A 17,558-nucleotide genomic window follows, 5' to 3' on the forward strand; every position below is an offset into this window, starting at 1 on the left:
TTATTCCTGATCCAGGTCGGCGCTTTTCTGCGCGATGGCCATGGCCGTGAGGATTTTTCTGTAGCCGGTGAATTCGTTGCGCGCATGCACGCTGAGGATGTTGTCGAGCAGGACCACGTCGCCCTTCTCCCAGGCGAACTCGACCATCACGTCGCGGTAGATGCCTTGCAGGTGACGGATCACGTCCTCGGGAATCGGCGTGCCGTCACCGAAAAAGGTGTTCTGTGGCAAGTCCTGCGGGCCGAACTCGCGCAGCAGGTTGTCGCGGATGCTGTCGGGCAGGGTCAGCGCGTTAAAGAAGGTGCCGTGGTTGAACCAGATGCGTTCGCCGGTCAGCGGGTGGCGCACGATGGCCGGGCCGTTTTGCCGGGTGCGCAGGCGATTGCCGGACTTCCATTCGGCCTGGATACCGATCTTCGCGCAGTAGGCTTCGACGTCTGCGCGGTCCTCGCTCTGGAACACGGTCTGCCACGGCAGGCCCATGCCGTCGCCATAGTTGCGCACGTACTGGATGCGTTTGCGCTGGAATTCCTCGCGCACTGCCGGGTCGATCCGCGCCAAAATCTGACGGGTATCACCGAACGGCGTTTCACCGCCGGTGGTCGACGGGGTGTCGCAGTAGAAGTACAGATGACGCGGGAACACCGGCGAATACGAGTGCTCGTTGTGCGGGAAGATTTTCTCCGGCGCCGGGTAATCGGTGGAGCTGTAGATCTTGAACTGACCGGTGATCTGGGTTCGTGGCGAGGCGCGGAACAGGTACTCCAGCGCGCCACCGGAAATCGCATCGACGCAACGGTTGAACTCGGCGATGTCGGCGACCTGGAAGCCGCGGAACAAAATCACCGCGTGTTCCAGCAAGCGGGTTTCGATCAGGGCGCGATTCTGGATCGCCCATTCCACGAGACTCACGCCAGGTACGGCCGGACGGCACACCAGCGGCATGCTGACGCCCTCGAACATCGGCGCGAAACTCACCAGTTGCGTCGGATCGGTGGACAGGCTCTTGCGGGCACCACGACCCAATTTGGCAATGGACCTGGTCGTTGAAACGCTCATAAACCCCTCCAGAAAATGTTGACGACGGTGCAGGTTGAGCACCGTCGACTGAATCAGTCCGCCGCCGATTGCGCGGTCGGCGCGCCGCGGTTCGCCGAGCGTCGCTTGATCGCCATGGCGCCGCCGAGCAAGGCCTTGCGTTGTTCACTCAGGCGCGTTTCGGCGCGGCGCTGCACGTCCGTGGCCACCTCCAGCAATTGGCCCACGCTCAACTCGTCGACGCGCAACAGCGCTTGCAGCACGGCCTGAATCTGCTCGAACAGACATTCCAGCGTGCTCGGCAAGTACTGGCCGGCCGGTGTCTCGAAACTCAGGTGAACGTGCTCGGCGTCGTTGTAGAACGCGGCGACCATGCCGATCTCGGCGGCTTGACGCCCCGACGCAAAGTCCTCGACCTGCAAGCCTTGCATCGACGGCAGGCGACCGACGCCTTCCTGGTAAATCAGCTTGATGTCGAACAGCGGCGAGCGTCCGGCCCGACGCGGCAAGCGCAAGGCTTCCACCAGTCGCTCGAACGGCAGGTCTTGATGGTCCGAAGCCTCCAGCACCGCGCGACGGCACGCGTCCAGCAACTGCCTGGCCGACTGCTCGACCTCCACGTCAATTTGCAGAACTAATTGGTTAACGAAGAAGCCGACCATTTCTTCAAGCTCGGCTTGATTTCGGTTGGCGATATCGGTGCCGATGCGCACGCGATTGACCTCGGTGCGCTGGCGCAACACCAGGGTGAAACCGGCCAACAGCAGCATGAACAGCGACAGATCGTGCTGTTGGGCGAAGTCGCGCAGTTGCTGGCTCAGTTCTGCGCTGAAGGTGAAATGCGCATTGGCGCCTTCCGCGGCCGTGCGTTGATCGCCGTCAGCCGGGAGCTCCAGCACGGGCAGTGGCTCACCGAGCCGCTGCTGCCAGTAATCGAGCTGGCGTTGCAGTTCCCCGCCCTGCTCCAGCCACTGACGCTGCCATTTGGCGAAGTCGGCGTATTGCACGCTGTGGGCTGGAAGTTGAGGCGTTTCGCCACGGTTGAGGCTCGGGTACAGCGTCACGAACTCGTTGATCAGGATGCGGAACGACCAGTCATCGGCAACGATGTGGTGCACGGTCAACAGCAGCACGTGTTCCTGATCCGCGACCCGCTGCACGCGGACTCGCAGCAGCGGACCGTGGCGCAGATCGAATGGCCGGGCGACGTCTTCGCGGGCCAACTGCTGGGCCTCATTATCCGGCGATGGCAAATGCCGCAGGTCGATGGCATCAAAACTCAACGGCAATTGCCCCTGCACGCGCTGCCAAGCCTGGCCGTCCTCCTCGTAGAAAGTGGTGCGCAGCACGGCATGACGCTGCACCAGAATGTCGAAGGTCTGGCGCAAGGCTTCAAGTTTCAGTTCACCGCGCAGGCGCAACGCACCGGGCATGTTGTACATCGAACTGTCCGGTTCCAGGTTCCACAGGAACCACAAGCGCTGCTGAGCAAAGGACAACGGCTGCCGCTCGCCGCCAGTGTCCGCCACCAGCGCCGGGCGCTCGCAGATGCGTTGCAGGGTTTGCACCTGCGCGGCGAAATCCTCAAGGCGCGGGTGTTCGAACAGGCTACGCAGGCTCACCGACAGGCCGAGGCGCTGACGTATCTGCGAGACGATCTGCGTGGCCAGCAACGAATGCCCGCCCAGTTCGAAGAAGCTGTTTTCGCGATCGACCCGTGGGATCTGCAGCACCTGTTGCCAGATCTGCGCCAGCTGGTTTTCCAGCTCACCCTGCGGCGCGGTGCCTGTGGCCGCTTCCCAGACGTCCGGCGCCGGTAGCGCCGCACGGTCGAGCTTGCCGTTGCGATTGAGCGGCAGCGCGGCCATCAGGACCAATTGCGCGGGCAGCATGTAATCCGGCAGACGCTCACCCAAGGCGCGGCGAACGGTGTCGGTGAGTTGACGCGAATCTGTGCTCAGCAGTTCGGCATTGGCCGGCACCACGTAGCCGATCAACTGCTTGCCACCCACGGCTTCGTGCACCAGCACCGCCGCTTCGCTGATCATCGGCAAGCCTTGCAGGTGCGCTTCGAGCTCACCCAACTCGACCCGGAAGCCACGGATTTTCACCTGATGGTCGATGCGCCCCAGATACTCCAGCGCGCCGTCTTCGCGATAGCGTGCGAGGTCGCCGCTGCGGTACAGCCGCGCCCCCGGTGTGGTGGAAAACGGATCGGCGATGAAGCGCTCGGCACTCAAGTCCGGGCGCTGGTGATAGCGCTGGGCGAGTCCCGCATCACCGCCAATGCACAACTCGCCGACGCAACCGCTCGGCAGCAGATGACCCTCTGTGTCGATCACATACAACGCACGGCCCGGCAGCGCTTTACCGATGGGCACGCCGATGGGGTTGCGGGTATCGGCCAGGGTGCATTCGTGGATGCTGGAAACCACGGTCGCTTCGGTCGGCCCGTAGGTGTTGAGCAAACGCACATCGCTCAATCCTGCGGCGTGCCACAATTTCAAGCCTTCTAGGGACATGGCTTCGCCGCCGACATGGACCTGACGCAAACGCCCCTTGTCGCGCCGAGGCTGAGCGGCCCACTCCCGGGACAGCAAGAACCAATACGCCGCCGGCAAGTCCGCCACCGTCACGTCATGCTCAATGATCTGGTGATAAAGCATGTCGGTGTCCCACAGTTCATCGCCGCGCATCACCAACGCCGCGCCCACACACAGCGGTGGATAGCACTGCTCGACGAAGCCGTCGAAGCTGAACGTGGCGAATTGCAGCACGCGGTCTTCAGGGGTCAGGCCTGAATAATCCGCCGCAATCACACAGAACTCGCGCAGTGCGGCATGGGCCAGGCACACACCTTTCGGGCGTCCGGTGGAGCCGGAGGTGTAGATCAGGTACGCGAGGTCTTCGGCGCTGGCAAGGTTGTCCGGGTTGTCGGTGGAGTACCCGGCGTCTTCGCTCAAGTCCAGCGTCAGGCGCGGCAAACCTTGCGGCAGCAGTACATCGGCGAGCAGGCCCGATTGCGCCAGCAGCAGGTCGATGCCGCTGTCTTCGATCATGTAGGCCAGGCGCTCGCCCGGGTAATCCGGGTCCAGCGGCACATACCCGGCGCCGGACTTGAGGATCGCCATCAGGCTGACGATCATCCGCGCATTGCGCCGTACCGACAGGCCGACCCGCTGCCCCGGCCCGACACCGTGGGCGCGCAGGCGATGGGCGAGTTGGTTGGCTTGCGCATTGAGTTGGGCGTACGTCAGGCGTTCGTCACCCGCTACCACCGCCAGCGAATCGGGTGTGCATGTCGCTTGCTGCTCGAAACGCTGATGGACCAGCAACGGGCTGTCCAGTCGCGCTGCCGGTGGACGCGAGTTACGCAGTACTCGGTCTTGGGCCTGAGCATCCAGCAGGCTGACAGCACCGAGTGCCTGCTGTGGTTGGGCTACGAACTGCGCCAGCACCTGCAACAGACTCGCGCCCAACTGGCTGATCTGCGCGGCGCTGAACCGGCTGCGGTCGAAACTGAAATCCAGACGCAACGCGGTGCCGACTTCAATACCGAGGGTCAGCGGGTAACTGGTGATTTCGTGATGGTGCAGCGCGCCGAAGGTCAGGCCCGCTGGCGCGCCTTGCTTGAGGACTTCGGCCACCGGGAAGTTTTCGAACACCAGCAGACTGTCGAACAGCGCCCCCTGCTGCCCGGCCCAGCCCTGAATATCGTAGAGCGGCACGTGTTCGAACTCACGCAGGCTCAGGTTCAGGGTTTGCAGTTGATTGAGCCAATCGCCCACCGATTGCGACGCTGACGGATGGGCAATGATCGGCAAGGTGTTGATGAACAATCCCAACTGCTGCTCGATGCCCGGCAACGACGCGGAACGCCCGGCAATCGTCGCGCCGAAGGCCACGCAAGACTGGCCGGTGTAGCGCTGCAACAGAAGCGCCCATGCACCTTGAAGCAAGGTGTTGAGGGTGATTTTCTGCTGGCGGGCGAAATCACTCAGGCGTTGCAGCGCGGCACTTTCAACAGTCAGTTGATGCTCGCCCATACCTCGCCCTTCGACCGGCGCCGGCAAGGCTTGCGCCAACAGCGTCTGGGTTTCCAGCGGCGCCAGTGCCTGTTTCCAGAACTGCTCGGCGGCCGGCAGCGGTTGTTGCGCAATCCAGCCGAGGTAGTCGCGGTATTGTCCCAACGGCTTGGCCAACGTCTGGCCGGCATAGTGCTGGATGACTTCGCCGAGCAATTGCGCGTTGCTCCAGCCGTCCATGAGGATGTGATGACAGGTGTAGATCAGGTGCCAGTCTTCGCGGCCCCGACGCACCAGCATCAAGCGAAACAACGGCGCGCTGCTCAGTTCGAAACCACGGCTGCGCGCTTCAGTTGCCAAAGCATCGAGGTCGATATCGTCTGCTTCGATCACTTGCAGTTGCAGGTCGATCTGGCGATGAATCACCTGATGCGCGCACTCAAGCCCCAGCCAGTGGAAGCTGCTGCGCAGGATGTCGTGGCGATTGATCGCCGCCTGCCACGCCCGGCCGAACGCCGCGATTTCAAGGCCCTGAATATCCAGGCGCAATTGATTGATGTAGGCCTCGGCCTGAGGTTCGTACAGGGTGTGGAACAGCATGCCCTGCTGCATCGGCGTCAGTGGGTAAACGTCCTCGATGGCGGGCGCGGCGACGGGCAAAGCGTCCAGTTGCGCCTGAGTGATTTGCGCCAGCGGGAAGTCCGAAGGCGTGACCTGGCCCGCCGTTGTCGCGCAGCAATGCTCGATCAACGACTTGAGTTCTTCGGCATAGGCATCGGCCAGTTGCTGCACCGTGCTGTCGGCGAACATGTCGCGGCTGAAACCCCATTGCAGCGTGAGTTGTCCGCCATAGACCTGGCCTTCCAGTGTCAGCCAGTTGGTCAGCGGCGCGTCGTCGCCCTGGGCCTGGCCACCGCTCTCCGAGGCCGGGACGAACAGCGCCTCGTCATCGAACTGACGGTCGAACTGCCCGAGGTAATTGAAGGTGATCCTTGGCGCCGATAAGCCTTTCAAGACTTCGATCTGGGCCGGTTCACCGAGATAGCGCAGCAGCCCATAACCCAAACCCTTGGCCGGTACGGCGCGCAGTTGCTCCTTGATCGCCTTGATTGCATCACAAGTCTCAGCCTCGGGTTGCAGGCGCACGGGGAACAAACTGGTGAACCAGCCGACGGTACGCGTCAGGTCGAGGCCGTCGAACAGGTCTTCGCGGCCATGGCCTTCGAGCTGGATCAACGTCGAGTCGTGCCCGCTCCAGCGACAGATGACCCGCGCCAACGCGGTGAGCAACAGGTCGTTGACCTGGGTGCGATAAGCCGCCGGAGCTTGTTGCAGCAAACGTTGGGTCAAGCCTGCGTCGAGTTTCGATTCGATCTTGTGCCCGTGGCGATGCTGCAAACTGCCCTGCGGGTTGTCGCACGGCAAGTCGCGCGCGTCAGCCAGTTGCGCCTGCCAGTACGGCAACTGCTCACTGAGTGTTTGGACGTGCTGTTGCAGGTGCGCGGCCCAGGTTTGATAGGCGCTGGTTTTCGCGGGCAACGCCACTTGCCGATAGGCCTGCTGCAAGTCTTCGAGCAACACCCGCCACGACACGCCATCCACCGCCAGGTGATGGATCGCCAGCAACAGGCGTTGGCTGCCATCGTCGAGGTCGACCAGCAGAGTGCGCAACAGCGGTCCGTCTGCCAGATCGAGGCTGCGTTGCGCGTCATTGCAGAGCCCGGTCAGTTCTTCGGTCGACAACGCACGACGCTGCCACAATCCTGAAGACTCGACCGGTGATGCATGACGCTGGCTCCAGTCGTCAGCACTTTCGATAAAGCGCAGACGCAAGGCGTCATGGTGATTGATGACCTTGACCAGTGCCGCTTCCAGCGCTTGAGGGTTCAACGCCTCTCGCGGCGTCAACAACAGCGACTGATTCCAGTGCTGACGCTGGGCGATGGCCTGATCGAAAAAGTAACGCTGCGCCGGGGTCAGAATCACCTCACCGCTGACCGGGCCTTGATCGACAGCGCTGTGGCTGTCGAATAGCGCGATCAATGCCAGGCTGCGCACCGTCTGGTACTGGAACAGATCACGCGGACTCAGGCGAATTCCGGCCTGACGGGCACGGCTGACCACCTGGATAGAGATGATCGAATCACCGCCCAACTCAAAGAAGTTGTCCTCAAGACCGACACGCTCCAGCCCGAGCACGTCCTGCCAGATCTGCGCCAGCGCGGTTTGCATCGGATCCTGCGGTGCGACGAAGGCTTGCTGCGGCGCGGCTTCCGGTAGCGGCAAGGCCTTGCGGTCGAGCTTGCCGTTGGCGGTCACCGGCAAGGCGTCCAGCGGCATCAGGTAAGTCGGCACCATGTATTCCGGCAAAGAGCTCAATAGCCAGGCCTTGAGGGTTGGCGGCCATTGCGCATCGACGTCGGCGTTTTCCAGCACCAGGTACGCCACCAGATGCTTGCCGCCCTGCACCAGCACCACCGCTTCGCGCACCAGCGGATGCTGCATCAGGCGGGTTTCGATTTCGCCAAGCTCAATACGCAGGCCTCGCAGTTTGACCTGATGGTCGAGGCGACCGAGGTATTCGATTACGCCGTCGGCACGCTGGCGCACGCGGTCGCCGGTGCGGTACAACCGTGCGCCGTCATGGAACGGGCACGGCACGAAACGCTCGGCAGTGAGCGCCGGGCGCCGGTGATAACTGCGCGCCAGCCCGGCGCCGCCGAGGTACAACTCCCCCGCCACGCCCGCCGGGACCGGTAGCAACTGCGCGTCCAGCACATGGGTGCGCAGGTTGGCGATGGGACGGCCGATGGGTACGCTGTCGGCGCCTTCGTCGATGCAGGTCCAATGGGTCACGTCGATGGCGGCCTCGGTCGGGCCATACAGGTTGTACAGCCCGGCGCCCGGCAGTTTGGCGAACACCTGCAACTGTGCGTCGAGCGGCAACGCTTCGCCACTGCAGGCAATACGCTTGAGACTTGAGCACGTCTCGACACCCGGCTCATGGATAAACGCCTGCAACATCGACGGCACAAAATGCAAAGTGCTGATGCCGTAATCCTTGATGATCCGGATCAACCGCGCCGGTTCCCGATGCGCACCCGGCGGTGCCACCACCAGACGTGCGCCCGTCATCAATGGCCAGAAAAACTCCCACACCGAGACGTCAAAACTGAACGGAGTTTTCTGCAACACCGAGTCGCTGTCATCGATCCCGTACGCCTGCTGCATCCAGCACAAACGGTTGACCAGCGCTGCGTGACTGTTACCGGCGCCCTTGGGTTTGCCCGTGGAGCCGGAGGTGTAAATCACATAGGCCAGGTTCAGCGGGTGCACCTCAACCTGCGGGCAGGTTTCGCTGTAGCCGTCGAGCCAGTCCCCTTGCTGGTCGAGGGCAATGACCTTGACGCCCTCGGTCGGCAACGCGGCGAGCAATGCGCTTTGGCTGAGCAGCAAGCCAATCGCGCTGTCTTCGATCATGTAGGTCAGGCGTTCGGCCGGGTACTCCGGGTCGAGCGGTACATAGGCGCCACCGGCCTTGAGAATCGCCAGCAGGCCGATGACCATTTCCAGCGAGCGCTCAACGCAAATCCCCACCAACACATCCGGACCGACACCGTGCTCGCGCAGGCAATGGGCGAGTTGATTGCTGCGTGCATCGAGTTGCGCGTAACTGAGCTGACGCTCACCGAACACCAAGGCTGGCGCCTCGGGTGTGCGCCGGGCCTGGGCCTGGATCAACTGATGCATGCACTGCTCGACAGGATAAACCTCGGCGGTGCGGTTCCAGTCATGCACCAGCACTTGCTGTTCATCCGCCGTCAGCATCGGCAACTCGCCGATTTTTTGCGTCGAGTCGTCGACCATCGCCTGCAACAGACGCGTCCAGTGCCCGGCCATGCGTGCGATGGTGTCGGCCTCGAACAGGTCGCTGGCGTAGGTTAGCGCCGCATGCAGCTTGCCGCCCTTCTCCCAGGTGTCGAGGGTCAGGTCGAACTGGGTGGTGCGGCTTTGCCAGTCGACGCTACTCAGTTCAAGACCGGAAGCGGTGCTCACCGAAGCCATGTCCGCAACGTGCGGCTGATGGTTGTACATCACCTGGAACAGCGGCGTGTGGCTGAGGCTGCGCTCCAGTTTCAATGCCTCGACCAGACGTTCGAACGGCAAGTCCTGATGGGCCTGGGCACCGAGGGCGGTTTCCTTGATGGCGCGCAGCAAGTCGTCGACCCGCGTCTGGCCGTCCAGTTGCGTACGCAGCACTTGGGTGTTGACGAAAAAACCGATCAGCCCTTCGATTTCCGCCCGGTTGCGGTTGGCGATGGGGACGCCGACGCGCAGGTCTGTTTGCCCGGTGTAGCGATGCAGCAGCGCGTTGAACGCGCCGAGCAAGAGCATGAACAGGGTGACGTTGTGTTTCTGCGCGGTAGAGCGCAGGTGTTCGGCCAGTTGTGCGTCGACCGCGAATTCGAAGCGGGTGCCGCGATAACTCGGCATCGCCGGACGCGAGTGATCCAGTGGCAATTCCAGCACCGGATGCTCATCGCCCAACTGCGCCTGCCAGTAGGCCAGTTGCCGCGCCTGCTCGCCCGCCTCCAGCCAGCGACGCTGCCACAGGGCGTAGTCGCTGTACTGGATCGGCAGCGGCGCGAGTTGCGGTTGCGTGCCTGCATCGAACGCGTCATAGCAGCCGATGAATTCGTCGATCAGCACGTTCATCGACCAGCCATCGGAGACGATGTGGTGCAGGGTCAGCAGCAGGACATGTTCCTGCTCGGCGAGCTTGAGCAAGGTCACCCGCAGCAGGGGGCCGACTGCGAGATAGAACGGCAATACCGATTGTTGCTCTGCGCTTTCAGCCACGGCGCGTTCACGGTCAGCGGCGGGCAGTGCACTGAAGTCCACGTGCTCGATTCGCAGCGGCTCAGCGCTCGGGGCTTGCCGCAAGCTGTCATCGGCATCGCGGGCAAACACCGTGCGCAGGGTTTCGTGACGAGCCACCAGGCTGGCGAATGCCTGCTCCAGCGCCGACAGGTTCAGACGCCCGGTCAACCGCACCGCCCCCGGCAGGTTGTAGGCGCCGCTGTGGGGGTCCAGTTGCCAGAGAAACCACATGCGTTGCTGGGCGTAAGACAGTGCCTGACGATCCTCGGCATCGACGCCGGATGGAATCGGAAAGCGGGCGAACTCCACGCCTTCCCTGGCCAATGCCGCGAGGAACATCTGGCGCTTTTCCAGGGGCAACCCGATAAACCGGCGAGCAAGTTTCAAGGAGTCTTCAGCATTCATTTTCAAGGCATCCGGATCAGTGGCGGGAAGCACAAAGGCACGTCGTCCTTATCAAACGAATGCAGACCGGAAAAATTAGCGAATGAAATAGGTGTCAGAAGGGGAGTAAATCGCACCGCTCTTGTAGGAGCTGGCTTGCCAGCGACAGGGTCATGACAGGAGAAATGGTGCCACCTGCAAGACCGCCTTCGCTGGCAAGCCAGCTCCTACAACGGGATTAATCGATCATCAGGCGCTCGCAGCCATGGAGTACCGCCGATGATGCACTTCGAGCTGATCCTTGATCACCCGCAGCACCTTGGCTTCATGTTCATGAATGAAGAAGTGCCCACCGGCCAGCATGTCCACGGAAAAGCTGCCGCGGGTTTCCTGGCTCCAGCCGATCAACTGCTCGGTGGTGGCGCGATCGTTTTTGCCGCCGAGCACATGCACAGGACACTTGAGCAAGGGCCGCTGCACCGGCTCGAATCGCCCGCACAACAGGAAGTCCGCACGCAGCACCGGCAAGGTCAGGCTCATCAGTTCTTCGTTGGCCAGGATCTCTTCGCTGGTGCCGTTGAGGGTGCGCAGTTGCTCGATCAGTTCAGCATCGGTTTTCGGCTCGGCATATTGCCGGTCGTAGTCGGCGCGCAGGGACGGCGCGGCGGTGCCGGACGCGAACAGCGCGACCGGCTCCGGGCAGCCCAGCGAGCGAAACGCATGGGCCATTTCGCAGGCGAGCAACGCGCCCATGCTGTGACCGAACAGTGCGTATGGCGCCTTGAGCGTGGCTTTGATTTCATGGGCCAGTTGCAGCGCCAGGCGCCGCATGTCGGTGTGCAAGGGCTCGCCATACCGCGCGCCCCGCCCCGGCAGTTCCACCGGTTGCAGCTTGATCCACTCCGGCAGCTTGCGCCGCCAACGGCTGTAGACCATGGCACTCGCGCCTGAATAGGGCAGGCACAGCAATGTCAGCTGGGTCACCGGGCTCTTCCTCGAAAGTTGTCTGATTGGTGAACGGATGAGGTATGCCGGGAATTAGTCGTACAGACATTTTCCATGGAAACATCATTTCAGATGGCGATAGCTCGAAATGGCGGAACCCAGCACCACCGCCCCCGCCGCAATCGCCAGCCAGAACCCGCTTCGCGCGCCGAACGCATCCACCAGCCACCCCGAACCGGCGGCGCCAATCGCCACGCCGATGCTCAGCCCGGTGACCAGCCAGGTCAGGCCCTCGGTGAGTTTGGCCGGCGGCACGATTTGTTCGATCAACGCCATCGCTACAATCAGCGTCGGCGCAAAAAACAAGCCGGCGACAAACACCGCCAGGGACAAGCCGAGGATGTTCACCGCCAACAACAACGGCAACGTCGTCACCGCCGTCGCCACCCCGCCGTACAGAAACAGGCGCGGCAGCGGCAACTTGGAACGCAACGCACCGAACGCCAATCCCGCCAGGCACGAGCCGATTGCATACACCGAAAGCACGATGCTCGCCGCCGCAGGTTGGCCCTGCTGCTGCGCGAAAGCCACGCTGACCACGTCCACCACGCCGACGATGATGCCCATGGCCACCATCAACAGCATCAGCAGTTGAATGTCGCGGGAACGAATGATCGAGCCTTGATGATGTTCTTCGTGGGGGTGCACCGGCGGTTCCGTGCTGCGTTGCAAGACGAACGCCGTCACCCCGATGGCCAGCGCCAGTAATGCGGCCAATGGCCCCGCTTCGGGGAACGCCACCACGCACAGACCCACGGACAACGGCGGCCCGACGATGAAGCAGACTTCATCCAGCACCGACTCCAGGGCGTAGGCCGTTTGCAGCTCCGGGCGGCCGCGATACACCTCGGTCCAGCGCGCCCGCACCATCGCCGACATGCTCGGCATACACCCGGCCAACGCGGCGAAGACAAACAGCGTCCAGTTGGGTGCCTGCAACCGCGTGCACAGCAACAGCAGCAACAGCGCCCCGCCACCGAGCAGTGCCGACACCGGCAGAATACGCCCCTGGCCATATCGATCCACCAGCCGCGACACCTGCGGCGCACAAAACGCCGTGGCCAACGCAAAAGTCGCCGCCACCGCACCCGCCAGTCCGTAGCCCCCGTGCAACTGCGAGAGCATGGTGATCAGGCCGATGCCGGTCATCGAGATCGGCATGCGCGCGATCATGCCCGCCAGTACGAATGCGCCACTGCCAGGGGCTTTGAAGAGTTCACGGTAGGGGTTGGCCATGGGGTACATATCTAATCAGGGGTCTGCAAATTGCCATAACGGCTGACCGGCGGGAAAGCAGCAATTTGTTGGTTGAATGTGAAGGCCCTATCGCGGGCAAGCTCCCACAGGGAGTGCATTCCACTGTAGGAGCGAGCTTGCTCACGATGGGGCCAGAACAGACAACTCACCTCCCTCGCCAAATGAACTCTCATAGCCCCGGACCAGTCAGCTACATAGGCCCCTGGTTGCCGGAGTTTCGCGACAATGGCTGATCACCCCGAACGCCAAAGCCCCATCGACGCCCACGGTATCATCGGGGACATGCGCAGTGCGGCGCTGATCAATGACAAGGGTAGCGTGGACTTTTTCTGCTGGCCGGAATTCGACAGCCCGTCGATCTTCTGCTCGCTGCTGGACAGCCCCGACGCGGGCATTTTCCAATTGTCGCCGGACTTGCCCGACGCCCGTCGCGAACAAATCTACCTGCCCGACACCAACGTGCTGCAAACCCGCTGGCTCAGTGACCGCGCAGTGGTCGAGGTTACCGATCTGCTGCCGATTGGCGATACCGAGGACGACACGCCACTGCTGATGCGACGGATTTGCCTGGTCAGCGGTCGGGCCTGGCCATGAAGCTGCTGACCTCACGCAAACACGGGGCCATTCTCGCCGCCGCGACCTTCGGCCTGCCGGAAACGCCAGGGGGTGAACGCAACTGGGATTATCGCTTCACCTGGATCCGCGACGCCTCGTTCACCGTCTACGCCTTCATGCGCCTGGGCAAGCCGAAGAAGCTCAATATCCTGTATGCCATCGACGGCCGCCAGGAACTGCCGGAGATAGAACTCCCGCATCTCTCCGGCCACGGCGGCGCCGTTCGCCCGCTAGGACCAGCCTCGCCAGGCTATCTACGCCGCGCCGACATCTGGGACAATTTCTGGGATGAACAATGCGGCGTGTTTTCTGGATCGGAAATTGAGTGGGGAAAAGAGTTTTTGGCAGCCGTGAGATCACCCTCATAAACAAGTGAACTCTTGTGGCGAGGGAGCTTGCTCCCGCTCGGCTGCGCAGCAGTCGTAAACCCTGCAATGGCTATATATCTGACAGATCGCACTGTCAGGCTTTTGGGTCGCTTCGCAACCCAGCGGGAGCAAGCTACCTCGCCACAAATTTTGCTCAATCGGCGTCCTACGTCCCTTAAACAAAACCACCGCAAACTCGTCGCAATACCCTGTTGCCAGCCATTAAATCCCCACCTAACATCCAGATCCAACGGGTACAGCGGAGCTGTCCAACACCCCCGGAATTCAAGGAACCAGAATGACCCAACGCATTCATCGCAGCATCGACACTCCCCTTCGAACCGGTCTGAACCGCGAAGCACTCTGGGAAGCCCACGACAAGGGCCTGATCAAATGCTGGGAAGTTGGCCGCCAGCGCGCCGCCCGCTTCCCTGACCTTGCAAAGCAATGCCTCGACGGCGAACTGCCGGTGCTGGGCTGGAAAGGCGGGGTTAGCCGTAGCCTGAAGAAACTCGAAAAGTACGGCTCCCTCAAATACCTCGCCCAATGGCAGGGTTTGCGTGGGGAGGATCTGGACGTTGATCTCAGCGAAGAACGCGCGCTGACCTGCTCACGGACCGCAATGGTGGTGACGTTTACACCGGATCGGACGAAGTACTTCAATCAGCTGGCGGAAACAGAAGCCTGACGAGGACCGGGCTCCGGACCTGGGGCGCTAACAGAAAATCGCTCGCGATAGGCCTGTGGCGTCACGCCCAAGGCCCGCAGGAAACTGCGGCGCAGGGTTTCTTCGCTGCCGAAGCCGCATTGCACCGCGACCCGTTTGATCGGCACGCCGGTGTCGCCGAGCAAACGTCGAGCGGTCTCGACCCGAATCAGTTCGATGGCCCTTGCCGGGGTCTGGCCGGTGTCGGCGCGGTAATGCCGGACGAAGCTGCGTTCGCTCATGCAGGCCTGAAGGGCCAGTGTCGGGATGCCGAGGTCCTTGGTGAGGTTCTCGCTGATCCAGGCATGAAGCTCATCGAACCGGTTGCCTTCTTTTTGCAAGGACAGGGTCACGCTGAATTGCGACTGACCACCCGGACGCTTGAGAAACACCACCAGTTGCCGGGCGACTTCCAAGGCCATGCTCCGCCCGAGGTCCTCTTCCACCATGGCCAACGCCAGATCTATGCCCGCCGTGACGCCGGCCGAGGTCCAGACCGGGCCGTCGTTGATGAATATCGGGTTGGGTTCGACTTGCAATTGCGGGTGCTGCTGCGCCAGTTGCTCACAACGGGTCCAGTGCGTCACGACGCGCCGACCATCGAGCCAGCCGCTGGCCGCCAGCAGGAACGCCCCCGTGCACACCGAAGAAACCCGTCGGCAATCCCGCGCATGCTCGCGTACCCACGCTACCAGCGAAGCATCCTCCGCCGCCGCATAAACGCCCCAGCCTCCGGCAATGACCAAGGTGTCGCTGCCTTGCTCCGGTAACGGTTCAGCCAGCAATGCCAGCCCTGCCGATGACATGACTGCCCCGCCGCCACTGGCGATCACCGACGGCGCATAGGGCGACGGCAATCCTTGCTGGCGGGCAATGTCATTGGCCGAAGCAAATACCTGCAACGGCCCGGTGACGTCGAGCAATTGCACGTTGGCGAAGGCAAGTACGTGAATGGTTTTCGGCATTTGGCGTAATTCGTGGGGAGATTGGCGTATGCGCCAAAGACTACGAGCCTACAGTCAAACCGTCTACCCACTTCACGAGAAAAGCGCCATGACGTTGCAGATCGGTTTTCTGTTGTTTCCACAGGTTCAACAACTGGACCTGACCGGCCCCTACGATGTACTGGCCTCACTACCGGATGTGAAGGTGCATCTGATCTGGAAGGACCTGATGCCCATCAGCGCCAGCACCGGCCTGCTGCTGAAACCGACCACTACGTTCGACGAATGCCCGGCCCTCGATGTGATTTGCGTCCCCGGTGGTAGTGGCGTCGGCCCTTTGATGGAGGACGACGAAACCCTGGCCTTTATCAAGACCCAAGCTGCTAACGCGCGTTACGTCACCTCGGTGTGCACCGGCTCGCTAGTGCTCGGTGCGGCAGGCTTGCTCAAGGGCAAACGCGCCACCACTCACTGGGCGTACCACGAACTGCTGGCGCCCTTAGGGGCCATCCCCGTGCAAGATCGTGTCGTTCGCGACGGCAACCTGCTGACCGGTGGCGGCATCACGGCCGGTATCGACTTTGCCCTGACCCTGGCCGCAGAGCTGTTCGACCAGGCCACCGCCGAGCTGGTGCAGTTGCAACTGGAATACGCCCCGGCACCGCCATTTGCGGCGGGCAGCCCCAAAACAGCGTCGACCAGCGTCCTTGAAGAAGCGCGCCAACGTGCTGCGGGCTCGTTGAAATTGCGCGCCGAGATTACTCAGCGCGCAGCGGCAAAGCTCGACCGTCAGTGAAAAAATGGCTGCGGGATGCAAATGCCCGCAGTCATGACTTTTCACCGCCCACAAAAAAACCCGCCGAAGCGGGTTTTTCCAAGACCATGACGACTCCTTGTCGCGGCATTCCTTGCCTATGGTCGATCATCCATGATCCTGAGCACTTCCTGTGCTTCAGTGGGTGAGGCCAGATTACGCATCGGATCCAATGGGCAACAGGCGACATCACTACCACCGCGTGTAAGACATTCGCTATAAAGCACTTTCCGAAAACCCTTAGATACCTCAGGCATCAAGCCTGGACGCCTTGATTTTCCCGACCTGTAGCGGATAACTGGATCAACCGTCCTCCTGCTGGCGGGCCTTGGCACTGTCGGTCAGAAATTGTTCTATGTTGTTCATCTGCTCCTCCCAACCGCGACTGTCCATGCGGAAGGCCTTTTCCCGTCGAGCCTGGGGAATGTGATCGAAACCGGACTCGGACACTTTGAGCAAGGTGCCGTCATCCATGTCTTCAAGCTCGAACTTCACCAGCGTAGTGGGCTCCTGGGTGTAATCCACTTCCGGATTAACGGCATACGGGTGCCAGCGAAACGAAAACAACCGCTCAGGCTCAACCCGCTCTACCAGAACGTTCCAGCGCAAATGCTCATAACCGGGGTAAGTAATCTGCCCCTGCGTCCACTCACCGGCGACAAAACGCTTGCCCTCCAGCGCCACGCCGAACCACTGCCCGAACACTTCGGCATTGGCCACCACGCGCCAGACCTGCGAACGCTTGGCCTTGAGCAGGATTTTCCTTTCGATGCGATCAGATGCTGGGTTCATAAGTCACCTCCTGTACTTGAACAGTAGGTCAGTAAGACCATAAGACCAACCCTGAAGTTGTACTAATCAGGATACGCGATCAATTCTGTTCGAAATATTCGGCTGCATTTTCGGGCATAAGTTCTGGAAGAGTCGGAGTCTGCTGGCAGAGCAAGCGAATGCCCCTTCGCTACACTGCACCGCAATTTCCCCTGATAACCGCGAGCATCCCCCATGTTCCTCACGCTTTCTACTGGCAATGGTACCGCTGTTGCTGACCTCCCCCGTTTTCGCCGTGGATTGCGGAAACGCCAGTGACCCGTCGACGATGAGTCAGTGCGCGGCGCAACAGCATGCGGCGGCCGACAAGGAGCTGAACGCGCTGTATCAGCAGATCACTTCACGGCTCAAAAGCAACCCGGACAGTCAGAAGGACCCAGTCGCGGGTTCAGACGTTCAAGCAGTACTTGAAGTGTCAGGAGGGTGATATGAGTTGCCCGGTACCGGGGGTTTAGTCATTTGAGGCTGAGCTTGCTCGCGATTGGCGCGGGCGGCACTACGTAGGTAGACGATGACAGCGGGGACCTGTCCGTCATTGCTGTACGAACTTTCCTGCGGACAAAACAAAACCCCAACTGCTTTCGCAATTGGGGTTTCGGAATTTAATCTTGACGATGACCTACTCTCACATGGGGAAACCCCACACTACCATCGGCGATGCATCGTTTCACTGCTGAGTTCGGGATGGGA

Annotated in this window: 8 protein-coding genes and 2 pseudogenes; 4 read left to right on the forward strand and 6 right to left on the reverse strand. The window is 61.7% G+C overall.

Going from position 1 to position 17,558, the window contains the following annotated elements:
• From CKW15_RS15240 to CKW15_RS15255, 4 genes are all read right to left on the reverse strand, one after another.
• Entirely contained in the window at positions 1–1,059 is a 1,059-nt protein-coding gene (locus CKW15_RS15240) for a TauD/TfdA family dioxygenase (protein WP_095059063.1), read from the reverse strand.
• 53 nt (positions 1,060–1,112) lie between these two features.
• The gene (locus CKW15_RS15245; RefSeq protein WP_095152357.1) at positions 1,113–10,349 is read right to left on the reverse strand and encodes a non-ribosomal peptide synthetase; all 9,237 of its coding nucleotides are present in this window, start codon (positions 10,347–10,349) and stop codon (positions 1,113–1,115) included.
• A 228-nt stretch (positions 10,350–10,577) separates the two neighbouring features.
• Positions 10,578–11,312, reverse strand: a complete 735-nt coding sequence (locus CKW15_RS15250) for a thioesterase II family protein (RefSeq protein WP_095059061.1) — start codon at positions 11,310–11,312, stop codon at positions 10,578–10,580.
• A gap of 84 nt (positions 11,313–11,396) precedes the next feature.
• Positions 11,397–12,569, reverse strand: a complete 1,173-nt coding sequence (locus CKW15_RS15255; RefSeq protein ID WP_095059060.1) for an MFS transporter — start codon at positions 12,567–12,569, stop codon at positions 11,397–11,399.
• 246 nt (positions 12,570–12,815) lie between these two features.
• On the opposite strand from CKW15_RS15255, the pseudogene CKW15_RS15260 reads away from it, so the two are divergent.
• Positions 12,816–13,426: pseudogene (locus tag CKW15_RS15260) on the forward strand (trehalase-like domain-containing protein); the annotation flags it as partial.
• 445 nt (positions 13,427–13,871) lie between these two features.
• The gene (locus tag CKW15_RS15265; protein ID WP_095059059.1) at positions 13,872–14,261 is read left to right on the forward strand and encodes a hypothetical protein; all 390 of its coding nucleotides are present in this window, start codon (positions 13,872–13,874) and stop codon (positions 14,259–14,261) included.
• On the opposite strand, the gene CKW15_RS15270 is transcribed toward CKW15_RS15265, so the two are convergent.
• On the reverse strand, positions 14,237–15,244 hold the full coding sequence (locus tag CKW15_RS15270) for a GlxA family transcriptional regulator (RefSeq protein ID WP_095059058.1): 1,008 nt from the start codon (positions 15,242–15,244) through the stop codon (positions 14,237–14,239). The genes CKW15_RS15265 and CKW15_RS15270 overlap by 25 nt on opposite strands.
• 88 nt (positions 15,245–15,332) lie before the next feature.
• Here CKW15_RS15270 and inhA point away from each other — a divergent pair, with 88 nt between their 5' ends.
• Positions 15,333–16,019, forward strand: coding sequence for an isonitrile hydratase (inhA, locus tag CKW15_RS15275; protein WP_095059057.1), 687 nt, complete (start codon positions 15,333–15,335; stop codon positions 16,017–16,019).
• Positions 16,020–16,340: 321 nt separating this feature from the next.
• Here the strand turns inward: inhA and CKW15_RS15280 are convergent, their stop codons facing one another.
• Complete coding sequence (locus CKW15_RS15280; protein ID WP_095059056.1) at positions 16,341–16,829, reverse strand: SRPBCC family protein; 489 nt, start codon at positions 16,827–16,829, stop codon at positions 16,341–16,343.
• A gap of 238 nt (positions 16,830–17,067) precedes the next feature.
• Between CKW15_RS15280 and CKW15_RS15285 the strand changes: the two are divergent.
• Positions 17,068–17,323 (forward strand): annotated as a pseudogene (locus tag CKW15_RS15285) (lysozyme inhibitor LprI family protein).
• Positions 17,324–17,558: the final 235 nt, after the last annotated feature.

Source organism: Pseudomonas sp. Irchel s3b5, assembly GCF_900187435.1.
GTDB lineage: Bacteria > Pseudomonadota > Gammaproteobacteria > Pseudomonadales > Pseudomonadaceae > Aquipseudomonas.